The sequence below is a fragment of the Paenibacillus sp. MAEPY2 genome (assembly GCF_000499205.1).
Classification (GTDB): Bacteria; Bacillota; Bacilli; order Paenibacillales; family Paenibacillaceae; genus Paenibacillus; species Paenibacillus vandeheii.
Genome location: NZ_AWUK01000011.1, coordinates 80,181 through 105,402, shown reverse-complemented (window position 1 = coordinate 105,402; position 25,222 = coordinate 80,181). Strand labels below are relative to the sequence as shown.

The window sequence follows — 25,222 nt, the reverse complement described above, 5'->3', positions numbered from 1 at the left end:
GTCCTGCATCTATGACTGTCTTCTCTAATGAGAAGACGATCGTCATGGTCCATGGTGCTACTTATCCAATTGGTAGCTTATATGATGTGGAGCTAGACGGTTTTACCTTCCTTGATTACCTCGCTAGTCACGGCTATGACGTCTATGGGGTAGATGTTCGTGGCTATGGTGGATCCACAAGACCGCCAGAAATGGATCAACCTGCCGATCAGAATCCTCCGCTTGTCCGTACAGAAACCGGCGTTCGTGACTTTGGCTCGGCTGTGGACTTCGTCCTGAAGCACCGCAATCTATCGAAGGTCAATGTACTTGGGATGTCTTGGGGCGGCACAGTGGCTGGAGCATATACAAGCCTTAATAACAACAAAGTGAACAAGTTAACTCTTATTGCCCCTCAATGGCTAAGCAATAAACCAATCCCTATTGATACTGGCGGCTCGCTTGGCTCTTATCGCCTTGTGCCAGCAAGGACTACTAAAGAACGCTGGTTAAGTGCTGCTCCTGAAGGGAAACGTGACACCTTGCTCCCTGACGGTTGGTTTGAGAAATGGGTTGTAGCAACACTGGCTTCCGATCCTAATAGCAAGAACGTACATCCTGAGCATATCCGCGCTACCAACGGGCCCATTCTAGACATACGTGAATATTGGACGGTTGGCAAAGCCTTCTACGAACCTAAAGATATCACCGTACCTGTACTCCTCATTCATGCGGAGTGGGATATTGATGTACCGTTAGATTTGGCTCAAAACTTCTTTACTTCCTTAACCGGAGCTGCATATCGCCGTTGGGTGGAAATCGGAGAAGGAACTCACATGGTATTGCTCGAGAAAAATAGAGTTCAGGCGTTCCAAGCCGTTCAATCTTTTCTAGACGAGAATTACACACCAGCGGGTCAATAAACAAAGCAAGCAGTTGCCAAGTGACAGCTGCTTGCTTTTGTATGAGGAATAATCTATGGATGTCTCAATGTTACAATTTATCGAGCATGTCTTTCATGAGATTGTACATTCTTGTACCCGTCTCGTCAATTTCATCTCTAGACATGCGCATCGCCTTTGCAGAAGTACCGTAACCAATTTCTTTCTGACCTTCTTCCAGTCCTTTGAATATCCCGTCAGCAAAAGCATCTAACGGTACTCCCTGCGAGTGTAAGCCCGCCCCTCCCAGATCTGTGTTCACTGCTGGAGGAACCACTTCAATCACTTCTATAGATGAATCTGTAAGCTGGTGTCTCAGACTCATAGTAAAGGAATGAATCGCTGCTTTGGTAGCTGAGTAAACCGGAGCAAACATCGCTGGCGTAAAAGCCAAGCCCGATGTTACATTAATGATCGTTGCTTTTTCTTTCTCAGCAAACAATGGTGCAAACAACATGGAAAGATGGATAGTAGCTTCCATATTAGTTCTAATTTCTTTACTGAAATAAGACCAATTGTCCTTTGCGTCTGCTTTTAAAATACTAAAGCGTTGTTGAATTCCTGCATTGTTCACTAATACATTGACTTCAGGATGATTAGTAGTTATCCATTCGTATAAATCTAACCGTTCGGATTCATTCGCCAAATCACATGCTCGAGTAATAACGTTTGGCAAGCTTTCTTTGGCTTTTTGTAAAGCTTCCTCACGCCGACCGCAAATAATGACTTGATTCCCCTGATTAATAAATCGTTCTGCAAAAGCCAGCCCGATTCCAGAACCCCCACCAGTAATAAGAATTGTGTTTCCCGAAAGTCTCATATATCTTCCACTCCTTCTAAATTAGAATCCAGATAAAATTACCCAAAGCACTTGATCCGTTATTTCTAATTCTGCCTTGTATTTAATCATTAATGCATCATAACTGAGGGATCTGTCTTGTTGTCTCCTTCCGTTGAAGCTTGCTTAGGTTTGCGTAGTAACAAGGCTAACAGTATTCCAGCCACCGCGATACAAGCAACTAAAAAGAATGTATCACCGAAGCCGTCGACTACTGCTTTAAGAGGGTTTGTTCCTTTACTCGCAGCACTAGCGTGCTCGGAGGTTCGCGACGTCAAATACGTTGTCAATACCGTAACAGCAAAGGAAACGACAATTTGCTGCGCAGCGGTCGTAAGCGAGGTTACTCGACTGACCAATTCGCGCGGACTTGCATTCATAACGTGAGTATTCAATGGCATCATATTAAAGCCCATTCCCAAACCCATGAGTCCCAAAGCGGTTAGAATCACCGGTTTACCTGTGTCTACCGTGACACCAGAAAGGATAAACATAGCTACGGATATAGAAGCAAGCCCAAACATCGCTAATGGCCTCGCGCCGAGTTTATCGAATAGTTTGCCGCTAATTGGCATACTGAGTCCTGCTAACAATGCCTGCGGTAGCAACATGATCCCGGTCTCGAGTGGAGTGTACCCTTTCACGTTTTGCAGATAGAGTGGCACCAAGACCATGACACCGAACATAGCGAACATAACCACCCATAAGAGCAAGATGCCGCGAGTGAAATCCGAAGAACGAAAAACACGTAATTCAAGCAGCGGTTGCTTTTGCACTAATGCGGAGATGATAAACAGGATTAAGGCAACGCCGCCAACAATCAGGCCTGTTAACGTAGAGACAGAAGTCCAGCTATTTCCACTTTCACTTATTCCGTATGCGAGCATTGCAAAAGCAATCGGTGCCAAAATCATGCCCATCCAATCCAGATGAGGCAATTTCTCATTCAGTTTCGATTTCGGTATGAGGAACACAATCAGAATAGTGGCCAATATACCGACAGGGAGGTTAATTAGGAAAATCCAGTGCCAGCTTTGGTACTCCACTAAGTAACCAGATAAGATCGGTCCTAGAGCCGGCCCCAACAGAATAGGAATCCCCAGAAATCCCATGACCGACCCACGTTTTTCCGGAGGTGCCAGACTAAAGACCATTGCCATGCCTACAGGAGCCACCATTCCTCCTCCCAAACCTTGGAGAACGCGGTATAAGATGAGTTCGGACGGAGTTTGCGCGATTGCGCATAATGCAGACCCTATTGTAAATAGAACGATGCTAATTAAAAAGACTCGTTTGGCTCCAATTCGATCCGAAAGCCATCCTGCAAGAGGAATAACGGCAGACATGGCGAGCGTATAACCTGTGATCGTCCACTTTATCGTGGGTAAATCCGTATTCAGATCCTTCACGAGGTTTGGGATGGCAACATTCATGGCAGTGCTATCTAGAATAACCATGATCATACCCGCAATAATGGCCAATAATTGCGGGATGATTGCTCGCAGTGAGAAGGACTCGGACGAACCGATGTTTATTTTTTCAACATTCCCCACAGATCATACCTCCTTCATTTGGTTTCATACTACCTTATATTAGTTTGCTGATGCATTCTTTCGAAAGCCTTCCATCATCATGCGTAGAGCATCTTCGATTTCATTCTCACTAAGGGAAGATTTATTCAATAATACGAAATGAGATGCAAATAACCCGCCGATATACGTCATGAACGTTATCCGGATCCGTTCCGTAGGGATATCAATTAGTTCTCCCCGTTGTTTGGCCGAATCGATTAGCGAAGATAGTCTAGGCGTTACAACCTCTGAAATGTAAGGAAGCAGATCACTTTTTAATTCCTCATTATAAAAGAGCTCTTTAACGAGAATTTGAAAAATTTCCTTATTTTCCGAAATGAATTCGTTACGATTCTTAAGGAAAGCTCTTAAGAAGGATTCAAAGGTTATCTCGGCACTGAATTGGCTAACAACTTTATCAATTTTGGAGGGGAATATTTCTTTCAAATTAGGAACAATTAGAGACAATAATAATTTATCTTTTGTTCCGTAATTTTTAAAAATACTCGCTTCCGACACCTCTGCTGCTTTAGCGATTTCTGCGGTGGAAGTGTTGGAATAACCCTTCTCTGCGAATAATCGAATCGCTTCTTCTACAATCCTTCTTTGTTTAAGAGTTTGCTCTCCTTTGTGCAATGTTTGGAATTCCTTAAACAAATTATTGTCAGTCAACGTATTACCTCCTTTCCCTATAATTCTGTCGAATCGCTAGTGAGTGAGTGGTTACTCACTTTGAATTAGTTATAACACCTGCCTATAACACTGTCAACCACAAAGTGAGTAATTACTGGGAATTTTATCCTCCATCTCCTTTAATATGAGTTAAGCATATACCTTAGGTCAGACCTAAGGTCAAGTCATGATAAATAAAAAAGAAATTGAATCGCTTTTCTCGAAGTATATGCTTGTCTAACTTCCAACAAAAGAGTGTATCTATATATCAAAGAAAAGCCACAAAATCAGCGCGGCTTATATCACCTTTGTTTGTTAACCACCACACACAATAAAAAATAACCCGTTGATTTAGTCCAACGGGCTTTAAAAACTCAATTTGTTTACATATTTATCAACTGATCTTTGAAACTGTATATTCTCTTTATCTGGGGTGCTCATAATAAAAATTGTAATCTTCTGAGATGTAAAAGAAACCATGGATTGAACTTCTTCTTTGATACGTTCATCCTGATACGGACAATTGCATCTAGATACAACATTTGACCAGGAACTGTCCTATTATACTTAAAAATTTCTCGAAGCTTCCAGTAAGCGATTCGACAAATCATTTAGACTGGCTAGTGTCTCTTCAATTTCCTTGAATTCCACAGACTGACGCAGCACCGTCGCATCGACCGTCGAGGTCTTGGAGAGAATCGTCTCTACCTTCTCCCTCATGCGGCCGATACGCTCTTCGGCTTGCTGTACCGCGTTCACACTATCGCCGGCCAGCTTGCGCACTTCATTGGCTACAACCTGGAACGTTCTACCTGCGTTGCCTGCACGTGACGCTTCAATACCAGCATTAAGCCCAATGATGTTCGTCTGCGTGGCAATCCTTTTTACCACATCGGTAATCTTCGTTGTCTCCAGAACTTCTTTCTTCGTTTGATCCGCTGAGTTGCTCATCGATTCCTGTGCTTCCCGAAGCTCTTTGGACGTTTCCAGCAAATTGTTTATACTTGCCGTAATTTGTGTATTGGCCGAGACGAGCAGTTCTGCCAAGTCAGACAGCTTGGACTGCCTAGCCAAGCTAACTCCGAACGCAATCGCGCCGACCACCTCATCGTTCTCATTGATTACAGGAATGGCAATTGTGCGCGATGGGATGCCAAACACTTCTTTTGGAATAGACTTGATGGCCATTTGTCTGGTTGTCATCGCAATTTCAATACCTTGACCTTTGGAGATTAGTGAACCGGGTTTTACATCCAATGGATTGCTACGGTCTGGCGAATAAAATATTAATTTCTCTTTGTCAGAGATAGCTAGCGCAATATCTTCTTTCTGGCAAAGCTCAGCAAAAAACGGCGCAGCTTTGAAAATACTCTCCAATAATTCAGAGCGACTTGCTGTGAGTTCCAATTAAACCTCTCCTCTGTACGCATAATAACTCCACTTTATGTACTCAAATAATATTGTACCTTTAAAATGTTATTTCATTGTTAAGCGCATTTTGTATACTTTACATACATATCGTTCTTCCGAGGGCCAATACATAAGACACGACGATCAAAATCGTTTACGAATGGATGATCTTAGTATCTGTATTTTCTTCACGAAGTTGGTACTGATATTTCCCTTTTGGCAAGAGCTATCAAGAAATCAATGCAGTAAAAAGACACTGATATATTATTCATCAGTGTCTTTTTATTGATACTTTTCTATCAACATCATGTTTCATCGTTGACTCAAACTAATTCACTTTAGCCCTTTTCGCTCTAACTAATTTAAAGCAACTTAATTATCTCTTCTAGCTCATCCACTAATACTTTTGCTAATTCAAAATTAGTATCTTTTAAAGCCAATTCTATTTTCATTTCAACTGATTTTTTTTGTTGTTCCGTTTCTAAATAGTCTCTATTAAAGTGACTCGCATAAATCATCTCTCTAAATTCTTCCATACTCATTTTTCTAATCGTTTTATCGTCAATGATTAAAACATAATCCATACCATTTACAACAGAATAGAAATCATGAGAAATCATGAGAATCGCACCTTTATAGTCCTCAATGGCTTTCTCCAGTGCTATTTGTGTATAGGTGTCTAAATGGCTTGTCGGTTCATCAAGAAGCAATACGTTTGCTTTGCTGGCAGAAATTTTAGCCAATTGAAGCAGGTTTTTTTCTCCACCAGATAAAGATTCTATCTTTTGATCAAGGATTTCTCCTTCAAAGCCATAGTTTGAAATATACGATCTGATCTCATCATACGTTTTAAACCCGGCATCGATAAATTCATCAAGTATCGTATTGGAATCCTCTAGCGTTTCGCCTTGAAGCTGAGACAAATAAGCCACTTTAACATCAGAATTGATTTCAATGGAATCATGATTATTTTTAAAGATTTCCCGAAGCAAAGTCGTTTTACCGGTACCGTTTGGGCCGATAATAGCTACTTTATCTGTAGATTTGATCTCAAAGTTAACATTTTCCAAAAGCAGCTCATCAAAGGAAACACTATAATCATGGACATTTACTACAACGGTGTCTTCCATTTCATGATCGATACCAAAGGTAATATCCGGCTGCTTAATATCAACAAATGGCGCTTTGATTCTACGGGCTTCCAATCTTTCTTGAAACCTAACTCTGGCTTTTAACGCTCTGCCTCTGGAGGCTTCCGAATTATACGTGGCGATCTCTCTAAGATTGTCGATGATGTGATCGTATCTCTCAATTTCTTCAGCTTCAGCAACCGCGATTTCTTGCAGCTCGATCTTAGTCTGAAGCAGCGAGAAGTTATAATCAATATATCGCCCATCAAACTCTTGGATCTCCGTGTTTTCAAGGTGTATAATTTTGTTGAAACAATGATTCAATAGATATCGGTTGTGCGTAACAACTAGCAGCATTCCCTTGTGGGAATTAATAAGTTTTTTAAGCGCATTTAGGTTCTCAAAGTCCAAAAATACATCGGGTTCGTCCATAATCATTAAGTCTGGACGATTAAGCATTTCCTTCATCACTTGAATAAGTTTAAATTCCCCACCACTCACGTCGGATATACTAAGATCTTTGAGCTTCATGAGGTTGGCCAAGTTTAGTTGCTTATTAATGGTGTTTTCGAAATTATCCCCATCCATCGAATCGAATGCGTCTAAAGCGAATTGAACCTTTTCCAGCAACGAATCCATATCTGATGTGGTTTCCATTTCAGCATAAATCGATGTAATTTCATCTTGTATCTTAATAAATTCTTCTCCGATATATTCAAAGACGGTCATTTCTTTCGTTTGGTCAACTTGCAAGAACTGACTGACATACCCGATTCTGCAATCCGGGTCTATCTCTAACTTGCCCTCGAACAAATATCTTTCCGGATCCATCAATATATCGATCAGTGTACTTTTCCCACTGCCACTTGTTCCTATAAAAGCGCAATGTTGTCCCTCTTCAAGGGTAAATGAGATGTCTTTATATAGTTCCTTTTGCGGAAATGAGAAGGATATGTTATCAACTTTTATCATAGTGTTACCTTTCTTTAAAACTAAAATGGTGACTATTTTTGAATGTCTTGTCGAACACAGACTTTTAGAGTAACACTGTTTACCCCCAAGTACAATCCATTTCTAGCCCTTACCCTCCCTTCGAGATTCTAATACTTTTTTCGAATGGTGGCTTGTTGGACGATTTTCAGAATCAACCATTGCTTACGACAATGAAGATCCATCAAAAACGATGGGAGAAAAAGCAACCTGGACGTTTATCCACTCCCATGAAAATACATCAAACAAAATCATGATGCTGTTCGAATCATTCCTGGAAATGCAGGAAAATGAACAAAAAAAGTGTATCCTGCCGCAATAGGGAGGCTACACTTTTTATTTGTGTAACATGTTAACCTTTGTATTTATCATTCAACATTTTTTGCGTTATCTACTTTTGAAGACAGGTCATCTAACCGTCTGGTAAACGAGGCCTATGGCTCCAGAATCAAATGTCTTGTTTTCGATAAGTTTAAGATTGATCTTCTCTTTGAGACCTTGGAATAACGGCAACCCGCTGCCGATCAGGACGGGAGAAATCGTAATTTTATACTCATCTATTAAATCAAGCTGCATTAGGTAGTGTGCGAGCCTAGGACTGCCGAGGATGACCATATCCTTGCCTGGTTGCTGTTTGAGCTTCTTGATCTCTACCTCGACATCTTCTTTCACCAGTCTGGAATTGTTCCATTCGACATTCTCCAGCGTCGTGGAAAAAACGATTTTGGCTGTCTTTTCAATCCACTCGGAGTGATTCAGTTCATGCTGCGAAGCTGATGGGTTCGAAGGCACAGATGGCCAGTAGCTGTACATCATCTGATAAGTCCCGCGTCCCCAAATGACTGTGTCGGCAGTACTCAGAATTTCTTGCGCGTGTTTCTCCAAATCAGCATCGTAGGAAACCCAGCCAATGTCCATTTCACCGTTTGGCCCTTCTACAAAACCGTCAAGCGATGCGTGCAAAAATAGAACTAGTTTCCTCATTTTCAGTTCTCCTTTGTTCATAGGGTCACTACATTAACTACATTATAGAACATTTCAGCTTGTGGTTTCTTATGGATTGCTAATAACACATGGAGTATTTTACGAACCCAGAAAAATCCTTACTTTAAATTCTACAAAACTGCCCGTTAACTTGTTCCCTACCAATAAAAAGACCTTGAAAGGCATTTAGCCATTCAAGGTCTCATCCTCTTCAGTTACTGCATAATTCTCCAAACTCGAAGCCCAAGTTTTAAAGGAATCTAGTATCTCTTCTAAATTTGTTGCTCCCCCTGCACCGTGAAACACTCCATCTCTCACGATACAATAGAACCAATCTTCTTCATTTCTCTCTTCTTCAATTGATTCAAACAGCACATCTTCTAAATAAGTATCTGTCAAGTCAATTTCGACAGACCAACCGGGATTATCCACAGTATCAATTTTCACACCGTATGAATGCTCCCAATCACCATTACAGTTTTCAAGATACCAGTTCTGAAGCCATTTTAATGTGTTCATCATATCTACCTCTTTTTCGGAATTCCCTCAGATCTATAGACAAGCCAAACCACTTTTCCATAGCTAATCTATCCACAAATTTCTCCATCATTCATTAATAAAATATTGATTGATCATGATGAAGATACTGTTACTCCATTATAACGAGAATACAATCCGCGACTGTGTCCATTATCGTGCTTGTTGCTCGTTTGTATAATACCTTTCATATTCTTTAGTCAGCATGTAACGCTCGACACCTTTGGAGGCATTCAACGCTTCCTTAGCGTGCTGGATAGCCTGATCGCGACGATTCAATTGGCGTTCTATTTCAGCAAGAAGTGCGGATCGCATCCATTGTCTTCTAATTGATTTCAGGTGCTCCCTTGCTTGTTCACTCTTCTCTTCCTCCAACAGTAAAAACGTCTCGTAATATGTAAGGTAATCGGATCTGCGCATTTTGAGTACCGCTTGCCGAACGGCAGTTATGTCCTTGCAATAAACGCCGTAAGCTGCCTGATATATCGCTTGCCTCGATTTTTTTGTTGTCTGATTTCTAAGTTTCTCCATCGTGATCTCGACTTCATCATCCAGTCTGTTGGCAGTCACATAATAAATATAAATATAGGGTGTATGATGATTTTTACGCAAAAAAGCTTCCACACGGTCCATCCGGGTTTCCCAAGCCATGGGGTAGATAACGAGAATCGTAAACGCAATAAGTGTGGCGACAAGCACAGTGCCCACTATAAGAAAAACAGATTGTTCGTTCCACAACATCACAAGCACAAATACAAATACAACGGAATAAAACGCAACATACCACTTGCTCATTCTCATCTTTCATTCCTTTCAGCATCTAAATCATGAAGTATCCATCACTAGGCTCACCTCCTTTATCACTCTGTCCATTACCCCGTAAGTGTATCAAGTTTGTCTCATTCTTTGTAATACAGATTCTAGGCTTAACGAAACCTTGATATAATGTTAACTTGCGTATGGGCTTCCCCATTCAATTGTAGCGAGGTGTTGATGTTTGAAAACCTAGCAGATTACTCTCTTGTTGTTGCTTCTGTACCATACTGACTTAGTGAATGATAGATTATAGAATTTATATACTAGAGAGGAACCTTTTATGAGAAAGAAGATACTCGCATTAACGGCCGCCAGTTTTGCTTTGGCCATATCCATTGCTCCATTTCAAGCCTTGGCTGCAGGTTCGAAGTTTCAATCTGTTTCCCCCTCGTATACTTTTCCGGGAAGTGTTCTGTTTAACTCCTCCTTTGCTGATTTGAATGGCGACGGTAAAACAGATGCCGTCTATGGGGATATTTCTCAAAATCGCCTTATCATCTTATTAGGCAATGGAGACGGAACATTCGGAGATACTCATGAATTAACAAATGGACTCAACAACCCGAGAGGGATCGTAGTGGAGGACTTTAATTTAGATGGTCATCCTGATCTGGCGGTAGTCAATTATGCTTCCGATACCGTCACTATCTTTAACGGTCGTGGAGACGGAAGTTTCGAATCTCCCATATCGTACCCAACGGGCAACGGACCAGTGAGTCTAACTGCGGCGGATTTGAACGGTGATGGTCAAATGGATCTGGCGATCGCTAACAACGACTCAAATCAGATCAGACTCTTTTTCGGCAACGGAGAGGGGACCTTCCAATCTTCAACACTCATTTCATCCGGAAACCATCCTCATCATATCCTTTCTGCTGACTTTAATCTTGATGGCCGACCTGATCTGGCAGTAGCTAACAATGGCTCAGAGAATGTTAGTATTTTTCTTAATAGCGGAGATGGTACGTTTATAAGGAAGGACTATGGTCTGCCAGGAAGTATGCCGACCAAGCTGATATCCAGAGACTTTAATGGAGATGGTGTCATCGATCTCGCTGCTGCAGACAACGGTCTGGATGGGGTATTCGTTTTAATCGGCGGTGCAGGAGGCGACTTCTCCCCTCCCTGTATATATCCGTCCGGTAACTTCCCGTTTGACATCACTGCTGGTGATTATGATGGAGATGGATCGCTTGACCTGGCCGTTTATAACCAGATGCCCTCCATATCAACCTCTATTTTGAACGGTGCCGGTGATGGTACGTTTTTCACAAAGGAAGACTTCCCGTTTTATGGTTTTTTAAATTCAGGGGATTGGAACGGGGACGGCTTAGATGACATCGCATATGCCAGCACGAATACCATCCATTTCTTGAACAGTCGCGCAGAAGGCGAACTTGGCTTTGATAATCCGTCATACTCCGTGAATAAGCATAAAGGTCAAGCTACAGTCACGGTGAGTCGTAGCGGGAGTAGTTACGGTCAGACGAAAGTACGGCTCAGGACCGTTGAAGGCACAGCGATTGCTGGCATTGATTTTACTTCAGTGGATGACGTGATCGAGTTTAATGCTGGGGAGATCTCCAAGTCTTATAAGATCCAGATTTTAGATAATAACTCATATTCCGGAGATCGTTCTTTTTCAGTAACTCTCTCCAATCCGACAAATGAAGCAACGCTTGGCAATCAAACGATCGCAACGGTAACGATTAATGAAGATAAATCCCCACCTGATGTGACGGCTCCCCACGTTGATCCAACAAAATTTTACGCTATAGATAACTACAGTGGCACACCGGATCAACTCGTTGGCTATGCAGGCGCAATCGACGAAGTTGGTGCAACTGTCCGGGCATACCCTTGGAACGATTTGGACAACGACGATGTTGTCGATGAGAAGGAGCTGTCCCCCCCAATCTTACTTGGGATGAGCAAAGCTGACGGTTCTGTGACTGCTACTGATATTGGCGATCTCTCTCCCGGTGATTACAAGTTTATCGTAACTGCAACAGATGATACTAACAATGAGTCGCCTCGTTCTGCTTCAGCTGCCGTGACGGTGACGCTAACTAATGGATTGGCACCGGATGTAACAATACCTGAATGGCCGGTGTATGCCAAGCTCACTGCTTCCAGTGTTACTAAAAACAGTGTAAGACTCCACTGGCCGGCTGCTTCAGATGATCGTGGTATTGACCATTATGAATTGACGCGAAATGGTGCTCCGATAGCAAAAGTTGGTGTTACAGAAGTGAACTATGAGGACAGTGGGTTAACCGCTGACATGACCTATACCTTCGCTATCCTCGCTGTAGACACTACCGGAAACAGAAGTCCAGCCTTGTCAGTAAACGTGAAAACCTTAGGCGAATCGACGCCATCAACGCCATCAACACCATCTTCACCAGTAGCCACGTCGAAACCGACAATGCCTGTCGTCTCGTTAATGGAAACCCGACTGAACAAGCTAGAGTTAGTCACAGGAACGAAAGCGCTCAGTCTGTCGCCAGTCTTCGATCCGAATGTTTTTGAGTACCAAGTCAAGACAACTGAGCCACAACTGAAAATAAATGCTGCAAGCTCTTCACCAAATGCTAGCATCTTTATCAAAGGTAAGGATGCAGAGGCAGACGGCAGCTTTTCTCTGAGATTAAATGAAGGCAAAAGCAAAATCGACCTTGTCGTGCAAGCTGAAAATGGATCAGTTTCTACGTACAGTCTATTCATTACTTACGAAGCTAAGACTTCTGACCTCACCTTTAAGGACATAAAGGGACATTGGGCGAACAAGAATATTGAGCAAGCTATGGCTCTCGGCATCGTGAAGGGGGATCAGCACGGAAACTTTCATCCTGATCGTACGATTACGCGTGCTGAATGGACCGTGATGCTGATTCGGACTCTTTCGATTGGTAATGACATTCAATTTTCTCCCCCTGAATATGATAGTTCTACCTTCGTTGACAGTGATAGCATCGCGTATTGGGCCAAGGAGTCAGTTGCTCAGGCTGTGGCTAGTGGCATCATTTCGGGATACAAAGATGGAACACTTCGGCTAACGAATCCCATTAGCCGCGCAGAGAGTGTCGTAATGCTCGGGCGGGCCATGAAATGGCAGACTGATTTGGATTTCGACTTGTCATACACTGACAATGCCAGCATCCCGAATTGGGCTAAACCGTATGCAGCCATAGCTCAGGAGAATCGTGTCATGACAGGAACAGACAGCAACCGCTTTGCTCCAAAAGCACAGCTCACTCGTGCTGAAGCTGCAACACTTCTCATCCGGCTTTCGGCGCTTCTATAAACCTAAAAGACGTCTTTTATCATTTTGAAGGATGATAAAGACGTCTTTTTATTGCAGCTGGATAGGTTAATATATTATTCGCTCCTATACGCTATACTTTCACCTCGGCTTCCTTCTTGGAAACAGACTGAACAAGCAACCGCTGCATGCTGTCCGGCGTCCCTTCATCGTTCCAATTTGATGCTACTGACCTTAAATGTTTTCCTTTATCCAAGAACGCAACTTATCAGCATAGAAAGAGCGTTCATCTGGATCGGACTGAGAACCCTTTGACATATAAAGTTGATCATCCACATATCTGGGGTAAACATGGAGATGATAATGCCACACGTCTTGATTGCCAGCAGGTTCATTATGTTGCCGCGTAGAAATCCCATCACATCCATATGTATTTTTCATTGCAAATGCTGCAAGCTGAGCCGCGCGGTGAATTTCAACAGCGTAATCCCCAGGAAGTTCAAAGATGTTCTCGAAATGTTGATTGGAAACAACAAGAACATGTCCTTTATTGTTTGGCCACCATTTGCTTGCTATAAATGCCGTTACCTTTTCATTCTGATAGATGATATCCTTTTGTTTGGTTCCCTGGTTAGGTCGCTCGATACCCCAAATACGACAAAATGGACATTCGTATCCTTCTGGCTTATGTGAAAACGATGCAGTCATCTTACTCATTCAACTCCTTTCATATTTTTCCAACCAGCTATTAGACGCAGGCAACTTCTGATCGTTGCGTTATTTTGCCCGTTAGCTTAATGAATTAGCGGATGAAAATTGATTAGCTACATGATTAATCGGTAATGGGAGCATGTACTCGTACCTCGGCATATTATCTCCTTCGTTCGGGTTACCAATCATGAATGGTGGAGCAAAAATAGATTGTCTCAACTCCTTCCACTACTTACATAATTAAAAGAGCCAAACCGTTAAGTACAGTTTGGCTCTTTTAATAAGATTACTCGGTATAGATATATTGATTCCGCTGCTGTTTTTATGAGATTTTGCAGTTCCATTACAATTCTGCTAGATATTTGGCGGTGCGAATCATTTGGCTGGTAAAGGAGTTTTCGTTATCGTACCACGCAGCTATTTTCACCAGGGTATCTGTCCCTAGTTCCGTTACCTTTGTTTGTGTAGCATCAAATAAGCTACCATAAGTCATGCCGATAATATCGGATGAAACAAGTTCTTCCTCTGTATATCCGTATTGCTCCGATTGGGACTGCTCCATTTTCTTGTTAACCTGCTCCGCAGTTACGGAACCACCCACGACTGCTGTTAATTCTGTCAAGGAGCCAGCCATAACCGGCACTCTTTGAGATATACCATCCAGTTTTCCATCCAAGGATGGAATTACAAGCCCTATAGCTTTTGCTGCCCCGGTTGACGTAGGGATAATGTTGCCGGCTGCAGAGCGCGCCCGGCGCAAGTCGCCTTTGGCGTGAGGGCCATCAAGGGTATTCTGGTCGTTTGTATAAGCATGTATCGTCGTCATAAAACCTTTTTTAATCGGTTTCAGTTCGTTCAGGTAATAGACCATTGGAGCCAGACAGTTCGTGGTACAAGATGCGGCCGAAACAATAGTATCCTCTTTAGTTAACGTGTGTTCATTAACACCATATACAATAGTAGGAACATCGTTGTCAGCTACGGTTGAGATGACCACTTTTTTTGCACCCGCCTCAATATGAGCTGTAGATGCTTTTTTTGAAGCAAACAAGCCTGTACATTCCAGTACCACATCAATTTTCAATTCTTTCCATGGGAGTTTACCGGGATCTCTTTCAGCATAAATCGGAATAGACACGCCGTTTACAATTATACTGTTATCGTTGTACTCAATTTTCTCATTATAACGCCCCTGCGTTGTGTCGTGCTTTAGTAAATGCGCAAGCATCTTCGGACTCGTCAGGTCATTAATGGCGGCAATCCGATACCCTTCCTCACCAAAAAGCTGCCGAAGGGCAAGCCTACCAATTCTACCGAAACCATTTATTGCAATGTTAATTCCCACTATAACAACCACCTTTCTTCATCTTAGGTCATATTATATCCCTGGAATCTTTGTGTTACACTGTTATAAGTGAATAGATTGACTATACTATCTGTTAGGAGAGCGCTATGCCGCAAATTGACCGCCACAAAGACAGAACGGTAAATATTGAGTTTGTTGCCGCCGAGGATTTGGAGTGTCTTCCCTATCCCGAACGACTTACATTAATCTTTGTTACATCCGGTAGCATCAACGGTATACTCAACGAACGACCAATAGCAGTTTCAGCACCTGCCGTTCTGTGTTTGTCCGAAGAGGATACGATACAAATTCTTAAGAAGCATAATGTCTCTGCGCAATCTTTCAGTTATCATCCCGATGTTCTTAATAGCGTCCCAATTTCTGAAACAGAAGACTACTTTCCAATCCATCCTAAAATACAAACAGGGCTTTCACTTTTTCAAAACAATCCAACACGCACCGGCGTACCTTTTGTTACCGAAAAAGCCTTTCCACAATTATTGGAGTGGTTTTTTGTGCTTGGAACAGAAGTTTATGCGCAAAGCGATGCAAGCTGGGTATGTAGAATAAAAAAATATCTCATTCAGATATTGGGTGTGCTTGAGAATTTGAACCTCAAAAATGAACAATCCCCTGTTGATTTAGTACTGGAATATATACACACCAATTATTCCAATAAAATCACCTTGGAAGACTTAACGAAATGCGCACACTTGAATCGAGTATCACTTAATAAGATGTTTCAGGAAAGATGCGGATATACAGCAATGGGATACTTGCTGTCGCACCGCTTGAAAGTTGCGGCGGATCTTCTCACCCATACAGGGATGAACTTAAACGACATTGCACGTGCCACCGGGTTTGAGTATGACACGTACTTCATCAAACAATTTACGGCTAAGAGAGGGTTGACTCCAACCGTATACCGTAATACCTCCCGCCAGTTCGCTACTTCTCAATAAAGATTGTTCATTAATAATTTGGCTAATTCTTGGCGGTATTCGGATTGTGAGTATGAACGATACACAACCTCCACCTTAAAGTCTTCGCCATCTCAACCGGAATATGTATGCTCCTTTTGCTTGTGTTTCGACCGCCGAGACTTAAGCTTTTTTTGCTTTGCATCAGGATAGTTTCCAAATCACCTGTTGCAGTTTATGTGTATTGAGTGATTTTTTGTTTAGGATCAATTTCTTGAAGCACGTGGTTCATGTCATTTTGAGGATCGGGACAAGAACTTGTACTTATAAAAAAAGAAGCCGCTATATTAGCGACCTCCAATGGGAATATGTTCTTGTCCCTCGACACGAGTCGGCGTATCTTTTTGTGCACGTCCACCGACCATCACTACTTTTTATTAAACATGCTTTATGGGCTGGGCGGTTTTTTATATCTGTCCTACAGCTCCTTCAAGAGATGTCACTTTTAATCTGCCGAGCTGTCCGTTCGATGCCATCAACAATCGTTTGGAACAGTTGCGGTGGCAGATCATGTCCCATGCCTTCAAGCAACATGAACACTGCACCCGATATGGCTTGCGCCGTATCTTTGCCACATTCGGGGACAAACATCGGGTCGTCTGCTCCATGAATGATTAAGGCTGGAACGTCTACTTTTGCGAGAAGCGGACGACGGTCGCCAGAAACGGCAATTGCTGCGATTTGTCGCCCAACACTGCCCGGGTCATAAGCTCGCTGAACTTCCTCTCGAATGAGTGAACGATACTCGTTCTCTTCAAACGGATAGCCGGTGCCAGCAATACGTTTGGCAAAAGCCAGGCTATGTGCTAAATATCCTTCCTCATCCTCCATCGGATTCGGTGCAGGCCGAGTCATCAACGCCATGACTTCCGGAGATGTTGGTGGAAGCTCGGGATTTCCTGTTGTCGACATGATGGAAGTAAGGGACAGAACCCGTTCAGGGTATTTGCTTGCTGCAAGCTGGGCAATCATGCGCCCATTGAGCGGCCAACGAAATGTGCCTTTTTGATCCCAAGGGCGTCGAGCAGTCCGATCGCATCGTTAGACATATCATCGAGTGTATATGGAATATCCGGGCGCTGTCCCGACATAAGTGTTTTGGCAAGTGCTTCAAAATCCAACGTAGCGTAATGGCTAAAGTGTGTGGATAGACCGGTATCACGATTGTCAAAGCGAATGACTCTAAATCCTCGCGTCGCCAACATCTCACAAAATGGAACTGCCCAACGGATCATCTGGGTTCCAAGCCCGGCAATTAGAAGAATGGCTTCGTGCGTTTCGTTACCATAGCTGTCATAGGCGAGATCAATTCCGTTTACTTTCAAAATATTCATTTTTGTTTTCTCCTTCATTTAAATGACTTTAGAATGCATTCTCGGCTAATGTTTTGATATGGTCTCTGATATCTGGTGTCCAATCGTCAATCAATTGGTAAAAACGATCCTGATTCCCAGCATACATTGCTCTCAAGGCCTCTTCGTGCTGAGGGAAATCGCCAGCCATTGCCGTCATAAAGCAATAACTTGCTTCTTGTGCCGCGCGAATCTTACTCTCATTTTCTCCAGAACGACGAGCTTCATCGACCAGTTTTCGCAAAGTTACAGAGGCTCCTCCGGGTTGAGATTTAAGCCAGTCCCAATGTCGTGGAAGCAAAGTAACCTCACCGGATACCACCCCCAGCTTGGGACGACCGACCCGTCTTGTTGGTGGTTCACTTTCTTCCGCATCCGGTGCATGGCCAGCCTGATTGCTCAACCGTTGAAGTACCTCAGCTGTTTGTCCACGAAAATCAATATCAATTGGTTTTCCAGTAAAATCGTCAAAGATAAGCAATTGGGCGAATTCCTTATCATTCAGAGTCTCCTTTACGATAGCAACAACGTGCGGCAATGTCCCTTTGGCAATGTTTTTTCTCCCTACAAAGGCAGTACAACTTATTTGAGTTGATTCAGTCCGCATACTACTCCTCCTTATTTACAGCCCTTTTTTAATTATTATATCCGGGTAAAAATAAAATATCAATATCACCCGGGTAAAATTATTCGATCTTGTAAATTCTTCGCTCCATTTCTAGAGCATCATCTCTACTCTATTTTGGCTTTAGAGACATGCTTATCTTTGAACGATCCAGCTGATGTCCATTAACCAATGGTAATGTGACTCTGTCAGATGATGTGCTTCATCCATGATTAAGATATTAAGATGACCCTTCTTAAATGAGATTTTTCGGCCTTTTCCTTTAGAAGATTGACTATGAAATATTTCCTTATGCAAAAGTTCAACGATTCTTTCAATTTCAAGTGAATTGGATGTTTCACGATAAAAAAATGTGTCCATCAGCATATTTGTATATATAAATCTAGGATTAGTCTTCATTTCCCTCTTCAATTTTACGATAAATAGTATGGGGTTATACGAATAATCATATTTTTTAACTACTTCCTAGGGGGAACAGAACGTGACAAAGACTCGCAAAAAAAAGATGGATTTAAGGTTCAAACTGTATTTGATCATTCTGGTTCCGCTACTGGCCATGGGCGGTCTAATCATGTGGACCACCATCAACTCCAGTGAAAATGCATCATTAATGACCATACAGTATAACAATCAGCAGCTGACAGTGAATACCGCCTCTCAACTAGGCCAGGAATCGGAATTAATCAAGACATTGTACTCTACTGCTTCGGAGGAGAGCAACGAATACAAAAGTCTTAGAGACGAACTCGTTAAAGTTAGGCTTCAATCGGGAGCCTTATATGTTTATATGTATAACAAAACTTCGGACGGGTGGATCTACACCGTGGATGGGGCGAACTGGGACGATACGGAATATAGCCCTTATGGGACAGCAATGGAATTCAACCCCCAGACTCAGGAACGCTTGTTAAACGGTGAAGTCGTCACAACAGGCATTGTAGACGATCCGACCTGGGGACAGCTATTGTCCTCCTTTACACCAATCAAGGATTCGCAAGGTACTGTTATTGGCTATCTGGGCATTGATATTTCTGCTAGTGCAGTGAATCAAGTCTCCGCGACATCCCTGAATAATGCTTATCGGACCATTATCCCGATTTTTGTGATTGTACTGATTCTATCTTTGGTCATGATGCTATTCGTAGTAAGAGGCATTCTCAGACAAGTACGCGATATTAAGTCAAGCCTCGAACAGGTTGCTGATGGGAATCTCAAAGTCGTATCTACACATATGACAAATGATCAGCTCGGTGATATCAGTGATTTGATTAATGTCATGGTTTCCCAATTGACGAACATTTTGATGGGAATACAGCAAGGATCCAATACGTTGCAGCAGTCCTCGAAAAATATTGCGGAAACGGCTCAAACGAACCAGCGTCAGACCGAAGAACTTTCCAAAGCAATCGAAGAAATTGCTATAGGGTCCGTGAAACAGTCCGAAGAGACAGAACACTCCGTCCAGCACTCAGAGAATCTCGGAAAAATAATGGATGAAGTAGGTTCATATGTGCAACAGTTTACCCATACTTCAGAGCAGTTATCTGCCGTGCAAGTACAAGTTACACGTGAACATGAGATTCTGCTTGAAAAGAGCCGAGAGAATGCGAAGCGTGTTGAGCATCAGCAGGAAATTTCCAGTTCACTGACGACTCAATCGGAACTCGCTTCCTCCATCAGCGGACAAATTCACAACATTTTAAAACAAACTCAAATTCTATCGCTGAATGCTTCAATCGAGGCAGCTCGCGCTGGCGAAGCGGGTAGAGGCTTTGCGGTCGTTGCTGGTGAAATGGGACAGCTCGCTCAGCAATCCGAACGTTCGATCCAGGAGATTGATGAGATCCTCAGTTCATTTGTTCAAGAGATACATCGTATGGGCAGTCATTTTGATGCGAATATGGTGGCGGTCAAGGAACAAGAAGAACAGATCGCTGATTGCCTCCAGACGTTCAGACAGGTTAGCCGCCTATCGACCGAGGTGCAGGAGCTGGCTCAACGTTTGGAAAGCCGGACGGTGGATATGCACTCTATTCGTCAGGAAGTGGAGCAGCATTTGAGCTATATTGCTTCCGCAACCGAGGAAACTTCAGCCATGGCCGAAGAAGTCACGGCCAGTGCTGTGGAGCAGCAACGGTCGGCCAACGAACTGTCGAACATCTCCGGGCAGCTCGCCAGCCTTGCAGGGAACCTCAAAACATATTCCGATCAATTTCAGATCGAAGTCCCTAAATCAGATTCATAATAATGAAGACCTCGTACAGACCGGTATCGATATATACATGTCGTGTTATCAGTAACGGGAATTATTTAGGCCATCCTTTTGCCGGATGGTCTTTTCTTTAATCTCGCTTTGTTCGACCAACGTTTCCCGTTAGCTTAAAGAAAAAATAGCCGACTATTAGACGTGGGGGTTCAAGTCCCTCTATACCCGCTTCTTTAGGCATGTTGTTCTGCTTGCAGACTTGTAAGCCAATTTCTTGTGTCTGTAAAAGCCAACCGCGTAGCGTTATGAGATAGGTATCGAAAAACTTCTGGTCGTATATGGAGATGAAGCTATTTTACGTGATAGCACATCAAAATCGGTAGCCTGTTCCGTAATTTATAATAGGGGGCTTGCGAACTTCACCTCCGGAAAGCGGCTATCCGGCCCTTTCATCAAGACTCCGCCTTGATTCTTCAGATTCATATCAAAGAAATCCAGCATATAGGCATTGATAACGGCGTTCGCTCTTTCTGGCGCAATCTTTCCTGTAATGCCCAGCATTTTAAATATCGGAGAAATGAACTGTACGTCGGTAAAATTTAAATGCTCCGAATTTGCGATATAGAGGAATTGTCCCCCAGAGTCGACCGATTCACGCATCCGTTCAAGCTCTACCTTTTTGTCTTCCGTTACTTGATCCATCCACTCTCTTGTGTTACCCATACGTTTAAGCTCTGCCTCCGTGTAAGCGTGGTTATCCATCACCATTTTTAATCTTTCGAATTCGCTTTCCGAGTTCATGAACAAAAACGGCTTTCGCAGACCCTCTCTGTCACGCAGTCGATAGAGCGCTCCATCCAAGTCTATTCCAACCGCGACTCGCGGATCGTAAGCAGCGTCATAGGCCGTTGCTCCGCCAATGGAATGACCGAACACCCCTACATGACCGAGATCTATCCTCCCTTTTAGATGACTTGGAATCTGTCCCGATTGGATGAGCTCGAATTGGTCGAGCGTAAATGTAACATCGTCCGTTAAAACTTTTCCCAACTTGTCACGATTTCTGCTTTCCGTCCGGTAATCGTGGTCAGGCGAGAATAAGTCGTTAGTAGTGCTGGTCGTGATTCGATCGTCCGGAAACTCGGTTGCAAATGTATTGTAGGTGTGGTCGATTACTGCCACGATATATCCGTGACTTGCAAGATTTTCGGCTTGCGACGTGTGGAGGAACCTGGAAGAGCCGAAGCCGGGATTCGCAAGGATCAGCGGGTATGAAGTTTGTGCCGGAGAGACTTCGGCCCCCGAATAAGCATGACTGGATACGTACTTCAGGTGTTGTAAAGTAAACCCGGGAAGGCCATAGTTCGCGGACATATAACGTAGAATCTGGGTATCGGGAATAAAGGGAGCGGACTTGCCGGTGCCAGCTTGACCCGGATACCATACCTGAACCATCAATTCTCTCTTACCACCTCTGGTTTCGCCGAAAATCTCTTCCCTATTTGTATCCACGAAATGAAAAGTTTGCGTTCCTACCTTAAATTCGCCTGTCGGTTCAGGCAGTTTAAATACAGGAAAAGCATACATGAGACCTGCTGTTACGAACAGCATTATCGCTATAGCGGTATAAGCTGAACCCAACATGAATCGTGGGATTCTTGTTGGGCCGTTTTTTTTAAAATAGCTATAGCTTGAAATGGCTGCAAAAATGATGGTTATGCAATATGGGAAAAATAGCTGAACTCTGTATCCTTCCATCGTCCAATGAATGACAAGTACAAATGTGGCGATCCCGCTTGCAACGAATACTGGAATTCTACGTCGTCCTTTTTTTAACAGGATTGTCAAAGCAAACAAGCCGATGCTTGACAAAAAAAGCAACAGTTCAAACAGCCTCATGTCAATTCTCCTTTAAAGAATTTCTATTTTCGTTTGTTCCAATATTATCCTTGCCAGACTACCCTAAGCTATCGATTCAACTTACATCAACCTTACAATTTTGTAATTCTACCTTGCGGTATGGAGGACACGTAAAAAGGTGGAATTGATGCATACCAGCCTATGCATATTTAGATCACCCTCTAAACGGTAATGATACAGTTCTTGTCCTCAGCTTTGGACAAAAACTTGGTTCCTTAAAACAAAAAAAGCCGCTATAATAGCGACTTTTAATGGGATGATTTTCTTGTCTCTCGACAACTGTATAATTAACGCCTCTTCAAACTCGATGCCCTTTATTTAGCCAAACTTAGCCCTTTTTCTTTCTTGCTCTCATGACAAAGATGGAAATTGCCACAACTACTATTGCAACGACGATATACAAATCAATATCATGCTCAAACATAAACCACATCTTGTGTTCTAAGTTTACTTGTTGTTTGGGTTGAGATCCTTCGCCGAATAGTTCAGTTGCTTGGTTAAGGTTATTCATTTCGATTGTCGAACTGCACGGACTACTGCTTAATTCGCCATCCCCTTTGCTAATGTATATCAAGTATTTGTTGCCTTTCTTGAAATTAAAACCCCAAGTGTAGTCAGTTGCGACAATGATTTGAGAGTCCACCTCAGTATTCCAACTTCTCTCAACTTCCACTAAAATATATCTGATTTTCTCTTTTGTCCCTGTCAATCCCTCTTGCTTCAAGTCGACCTTTATTTGCTTTACTTCACCGTAAACAGCTCCACTATATCTCTCTAACGATTCTTGAGGGCTACCTGGCTCGGCACAGGACAAAGCTTTAGCATCTTGTCCATTTGATAAAAAAAATACGGTAGTGAAAAAAAATATTAACGTGAATAAACGAATTTTCAATTTTTCCACCTACTTCTCATCATGTTATTTCATACATCTTTATTAACATTTTTAACAGATGAAAAGTTGCACTAATTTACCCGTTAGCTTAATGAATTAGCGTGCAAAAATTGATTATATATGTTACCTCTTTCACGGTTACCTGAGCCAATTCCATTTCTATGGCTTTATTCTTTATTTCAACAGGATATCAACAGGCTGACATCCTCTTGTTGCTTCAATGCAAAAACACCTCCAAAAGGATCAACCCTTTGAAAGTGTTTTGAATTTTTTTATTTATTCTTCTGTGCAATAATGATATAGACAGGTTGGTTAGCCACTTGCGTTGGTGAATGAATCGTATCCATAACAGAAAAACCGGCCTGAACGATTTTCTCCTCCATTTCCTTCGATGAATCCCTTGGACCCTTAGCCAGCTCTGACTTCTCTAATTCAATACATAAAAAGAGCCCTTTGTCTTTTAAAACTCTGTGGATTTCACTCAAGGCCACCGAAAGTGGTTGAACCTCATGTAACGATATTGAAGCAACAGCTTTTTCGAATCTCTCGTTCTCTAATGGCATCTCTTTAATGTTTGCGGCAGTGGTTTCAATATTGGTTAACCCTTTTTCCTTAGCTTTTGCCTCTAGATACTGTAAAATTTCATGATCGTAATCAAACGCAACTACCTTTTTCACATATTTAGCAAAAGAAAAGCTTATATAACCCGTACCAGCTCCAATATCTAATAGTTCGTCCTCTTTATTAAGCTGTATAAACTCTAATAACTCCTCTGCTGGGAACCTCTCAATATTCTCCAAGTTCTTAATTTTACTTTCTAGTTTTGATTTCATTTTTTATGCTCCTCTTTTACAGATAATATATATCTGCAATAACTATAATATAAGTAATAAGCTTTGTAAATAACAATGTTTATTTTAGCCAAACCTCAATGCCCGGGATAATCTAATCGGTAATCAAAACAAGTTCTTTCCTTCGACATATATTCATTATGAGCGGGGTGTTTCCTTGAATCAATCATAGCAGTTCTTCTATTTCTAATCTTTGACCATGAACTGTAACCTGATTTAATGCCATCTCTAAGTCCCTAAACTCTACCTCTGTTAAAGAAACATTGCAGGCTCCGAGATTTTCCAAAATGCGCTCCTTGTTTTTCGAACCGGGAATCGGTACGACATGAGGATATTTGTGAAGCATCCATGCCAGCGAAATTTGGGCATTCGTTGCTCCCTTTCTAGACGCTACATCACTGATTATTTCAAGCAGCGGTTTATTTGCAATGATATTTTCCTTCTTCATCTGTGGTACCCACTTGCGGACATCATCTCCCTCGAATTTTGTATCTACGTTAACCTTGCCAGATAGGTATCCACTAGCAATCGGGGAAAATGGTACAAATCCGATCTTATTCTCTTCACAAAGTGGAATGATATCTTTTTCAAAGTTTCGCTCCATCATTGAATAAATACTCTGTACAGCAGTAAGCGGTGTAACCGCATGTGCTCGCATCATTGTTGTAGCAGACAGCTGAGAAACACCCCATCCACGAATCAATCCTTCTTTAATCAGCCTGCCCATGCATTCAGCTACATCTTCAACAGGAATATCCGGATTCACTCTGTGAAGATAATACAGGTCCATATAATCCGTTCTGAGTTTGTCCATTGATGCTACTAAATGACGTTTTACGGTATGATATAGTGACCCATCTTTTTCAGGTTCTTTAGTGTCAATATGCAGCTTAGTTGCTAGAACAACATCCTTACGAAATGGCTCCAAAGCCTTTCCCACCAATCTCTCATTGTGTCCCAGATCAAACATCTGACGTCCATAACCCTCCGCAGTATCAAAGAAAGTACAGCCAACATCATATGCTTGATGAATGGCCGAAATACTGTATGATTCTTCCGGCACAGCACCGTAACCGTGGCTAAATCCCATACACCCCATACCCATTTCTGAAACCTTAAGATCTCCAATTTCTCTCATCTTCATAATAAACTGCCTCCATTTGTTTTCCATGTGCTCATTACACATATTAGATTACATTTTCCTCAA

The 25,222-nt window shown here is 42.4% G+C and carries 21 protein-coding genes; 4 read left to right on the top strand and 17 right to left on the bottom strand.

The window, feature by feature from the left end:
• The first annotated feature begins 44 nt into the window (after positions 1 to 44).
• A complete protein-coding gene (locus P364_RS0109960) occupies positions 45 to 902 on the top strand; it encodes an alpha/beta hydrolase (protein ID WP_236642100.1) in 858 nt (285 codons plus the stop codon).
• Between the two features lie 70 nt (positions 903 to 972).
• Here the strand turns inward: P364_RS0109960 and P364_RS0109955 are convergent, their stop codons facing one another.
• The 8 genes from P364_RS0109955 to P364_RS0109915 form a co-directional block, all read right to left on the bottom strand.
• Positions 973 to 1,740, bottom strand: a complete 768-nt coding sequence (locus P364_RS0109955; RefSeq protein WP_024629988.1) for an SDR family oxidoreductase — start codon at positions 1,738 to 1,740, stop codon at positions 973 to 975.
• 89 nt (positions 1,741 to 1,829) lie between these two features.
• Positions 1,830 to 3,311: a DHA2 family efflux MFS transporter permease subunit gene (locus P364_RS0109950; protein WP_024629987.1), complete on the bottom strand. Its 1,482-nt coding sequence runs from the start codon at positions 3,309 to 3,311 to the stop codon at positions 1,830 to 1,832.
• A 39-nt stretch (positions 3,312 to 3,350) separates the two neighbouring features.
• Positions 3,351 to 4,001 carry a TetR/AcrR family transcriptional regulator gene (locus tag P364_RS0109945; RefSeq protein ID WP_024629986.1) on the bottom strand — a complete coding sequence of 217 codons (651 nt, stop codon included), beginning with the start codon at positions 3,999 to 4,001 and terminating at the stop codon, positions 3,351 to 3,353.
• Positions 4,002 to 4,568: 567 nt separating this feature from the next.
• Positions 4,569 to 5,408, bottom strand: coding sequence for a methyl-accepting chemotaxis protein (locus tag P364_RS0109940; protein ID WP_024629985.1), 840 nt, complete (start codon positions 5,406 to 5,408; stop codon positions 4,569 to 4,571).
• A gap of 365 nt (positions 5,409 to 5,773) precedes the next feature.
• Positions 5,774 to 7,513, bottom strand: coding sequence for an ABC-F family ATP-binding cassette domain-containing protein (locus P364_RS0109935; RefSeq protein WP_024629984.1), 1,740 nt, complete (start codon positions 7,511 to 7,513; stop codon positions 5,774 to 5,776).
• 426 nt (positions 7,514 to 7,939) lie between these two features.
• Complete coding sequence (locus P364_RS0109925) at positions 7,940 to 8,515, bottom strand: dihydrofolate reductase family protein (RefSeq protein ID WP_024629983.1); 576 nt, start codon at positions 8,513 to 8,515, stop codon at positions 7,940 to 7,942.
• Positions 8,516 to 8,701: 186 nt separating this feature from the next.
• The gene (locus P364_RS0109920; RefSeq protein ID WP_236642101.1) at positions 8,702 to 9,037 is read right to left on the bottom strand and encodes an immunity 53 family protein; all 336 of its coding nucleotides are present in this window, start codon (positions 9,035 to 9,037) and stop codon (positions 8,702 to 8,704) included.
• Positions 9,038 to 9,205: 168 nt separating this feature from the next.
• Entirely contained in the window at positions 9,206 to 9,847 is a 642-nt protein-coding gene (locus P364_RS0109915) for a hypothetical protein (RefSeq protein ID WP_024629981.1), read from the bottom strand.
• 301 nt (positions 9,848 to 10,148) lie between these two features.
• Between P364_RS0109915 and P364_RS35210 the strand changes: the two genes are divergently transcribed.
• Positions 10,149 to 13,175 (top strand): FG-GAP-like repeat-containing protein, encoded by a 3,027-nt coding sequence (locus P364_RS35210; RefSeq protein WP_024629980.1) that lies wholly within the window; start codon positions 10,149 to 10,151, stop codon positions 13,173 to 13,175.
• Between the two features lie 192 nt (positions 13,176 to 13,367).
• On the opposite strand, the gene P364_RS0109905 is transcribed toward P364_RS35210, so the two are convergent.
• Entirely contained in the window at positions 13,368 to 13,850 is a 483-nt protein-coding gene (locus tag P364_RS0109905; protein ID WP_236642103.1) for an HIT family protein, read from the bottom strand.
• Between the two features lie 337 nt (positions 13,851 to 14,187).
• Positions 14,188 to 15,189, bottom strand: coding sequence for a type I glyceraldehyde-3-phosphate dehydrogenase (gap, locus tag P364_RS0109900; protein ID WP_024629978.1), 1,002 nt, complete (start codon positions 15,187 to 15,189; stop codon positions 14,188 to 14,190).
• Between the two features lie 107 nt (positions 15,190 to 15,296).
• Between gap and P364_RS0109895 the strand changes: the two genes are divergently transcribed.
• Positions 15,297 to 16,151, top strand: coding sequence for a helix-turn-helix domain-containing protein (locus P364_RS0109895; RefSeq protein WP_024629977.1), 855 nt, complete (start codon positions 15,297 to 15,299; stop codon positions 16,149 to 16,151).
• 447 nt (positions 16,152 to 16,598) lie between these two features.
• Here P364_RS0109895 and P364_RS38175 read toward each other — a convergent pair whose 3' ends face one another.
• Genes P364_RS38175 through P364_RS0109885 form a run of 3 tightly spaced genes read right to left on the bottom strand, consistent with a single transcriptional unit; the run spans position 16,599 to position 18,128 of the window.
• Positions 16,599 to 17,141, bottom strand: coding sequence for an alpha/beta fold hydrolase (locus tag P364_RS38175; RefSeq protein ID WP_236642104.1), 543 nt, complete (start codon positions 17,139 to 17,141; stop codon positions 16,599 to 16,601).
• Positions 17,138 to 17,503 (bottom strand): alpha/beta fold hydrolase, encoded by a 366-nt coding sequence (locus tag P364_RS38170; protein ID WP_236642105.1) that lies wholly within the window; start codon positions 17,501 to 17,503, stop codon positions 17,138 to 17,140. The genes P364_RS38175 and P364_RS38170 overlap by 4 nt, the downstream gene beginning before the upstream one ends.
• A 28-nt stretch (positions 17,504 to 17,531) precedes the next feature.
• Entirely contained in the window at positions 17,532 to 18,128 is a 597-nt protein-coding gene (locus P364_RS0109885) for a DUF2239 family protein (RefSeq protein WP_029880882.1), read from the bottom strand.
• A 499-nt stretch (positions 18,129 to 18,627) separates the two neighbouring features.
• On the opposite strand from P364_RS0109885, the gene P364_RS0109875 reads away from it, so the two are divergent.
• Positions 18,628 to 20,391 carry a methyl-accepting chemotaxis protein gene (locus P364_RS0109875; RefSeq protein WP_024629975.1) on the top strand — a complete coding sequence of 588 codons (1,764 nt, stop codon included), beginning with the start codon at positions 18,628 to 18,630 and terminating at the stop codon, positions 20,389 to 20,391.
• Between the two features lie 357 nt (positions 20,392 to 20,748).
• Here P364_RS0109875 and P364_RS0109870 read toward each other — a convergent pair whose 3' ends face one another.
• The 4 genes from P364_RS0109870 to P364_RS0109855 all read right to left on the bottom strand — a co-directional run bounded on the left by P364_RS0109870 (position 20,749) and on the right by P364_RS0109855 (position 25,159).
• Complete coding sequence (locus P364_RS0109870) at positions 20,749 to 22,251, bottom strand: alpha/beta hydrolase family protein (RefSeq protein ID WP_024629974.1); 1,503 nt, start codon at positions 22,249 to 22,251, stop codon at positions 20,749 to 20,751.
• Between the two features lie 349 nt (positions 22,252 to 22,600).
• Positions 22,601 to 23,173, bottom strand: a complete 573-nt coding sequence (locus tag P364_RS0109865; RefSeq protein WP_152532691.1) for a hypothetical protein — start codon at positions 23,171 to 23,173, stop codon at positions 22,601 to 22,603.
• Between the two features lie 263 nt (positions 23,174 to 23,436).
• The gene (locus P364_RS0109860; RefSeq protein WP_024629972.1) at positions 23,437 to 23,997 is read right to left on the bottom strand and encodes a class I SAM-dependent methyltransferase; all 561 of its coding nucleotides are present in this window, start codon (positions 23,995 to 23,997) and stop codon (positions 23,437 to 23,439) included.
• A 184-nt stretch (positions 23,998 to 24,181) separates the two neighbouring features.
• Complete coding sequence (locus tag P364_RS0109855) at positions 24,182 to 25,159, bottom strand: aldo/keto reductase (protein ID WP_024629971.1); 978 nt, start codon at positions 25,157 to 25,159, stop codon at positions 24,182 to 24,184.
• Positions 25,160 to 25,222: the final 63 nt, after the last annotated feature.

Excerpts from the sequence above, each read along its gene's own strand:
- P364_RS0109870 (WP_024629974.1), bottom strand. The coding sequence starts at position 22,251 with ATGAGGCTGTTTGAACTGTTGCTTTTTTTGTCAAGCATCGGCTTGTTT.
- P364_RS0109885 (WP_029880882.1), bottom strand. The coding sequence starts at position 18,128 with ATGCGGACTGAATCAACTCAAATAAGTTGTACTGCCTTTGTAGGGAGA.
- P364_RS0109915 (WP_024629981.1), bottom strand. The coding sequence starts at position 9,847 with ATGAGCAAGTGGTATGTTGCGTTTTATTCCGTTGTATTTGTATTTGTG.
- P364_RS38175 (WP_236642104.1), bottom strand. The coding sequence starts at position 17,141 with ATGATTGCCCAGCTTGCAGCAAGCAAATACCCTGAACGGGTTCTGTCC.
- P364_RS0109895 (WP_024629977.1), top strand. The coding sequence starts at position 15,297 with ATGCCGCAAATTGACCGCCACAAAGACAGAACGGTAAATATTGAGTTT.
- P364_RS0109955 (WP_024629988.1), bottom strand. The coding sequence starts at position 1,740 with ATGAGACTTTCGGGAAACACAATTCTTATTACTGGTGGGGGTTCTGGA.
- P364_RS38170 (WP_236642105.1), bottom strand. The coding sequence starts at position 17,503 with ATGAATATTTTGAAAGTAAACGGAATTGATCTCGCCTATGACAGCTAT.
- P364_RS0109905 (WP_236642103.1), bottom strand. The coding sequence starts at position 13,850 with ATGAGTAAGATGACTGCATCGTTTTCACATAAGCCAGAAGGATACGAA.
- P364_RS0109860 (WP_024629972.1), bottom strand. The coding sequence starts at position 23,997 with ATGAAATCAAAACTAGAAAGTAAAATTAAGAACTTGGAGAATATTGAG.
- P364_RS0109960 (WP_236642100.1), top strand. The coding sequence starts at position 45 with ATGGTCCATGGTGCTACTTATCCAATTGGTAGCTTATATGATGTGGAG.
- P364_RS35210 (WP_024629980.1), top strand. The coding sequence starts at position 10,149 with ATGAGAAAGAAGATACTCGCATTAACGGCCGCCAGTTTTGCTTTGGCC.
- P364_RS0109855 (WP_024629971.1), bottom strand. The coding sequence starts at position 25,159 with ATGAAGATGAGAGAAATTGGAGATCTTAAGGTTTCAGAAATGGGTATG.
- P364_RS0109935 (WP_024629984.1), bottom strand. The coding sequence starts at position 7,513 with ATGATAAAAGTTGATAACATATCCTTCTCATTTCCGCAAAAGGAACTA.
- P364_RS0109920 (WP_236642101.1), bottom strand. The coding sequence starts at position 9,037 with ATGATGAACACATTAAAATGGCTTCAGAACTGGTATCTTGAAAACTGT.
- P364_RS0109925 (WP_024629983.1), bottom strand. The coding sequence starts at position 8,515 with ATGAGGAAACTAGTTCTATTTTTGCACGCATCGCTTGACGGTTTTGTA.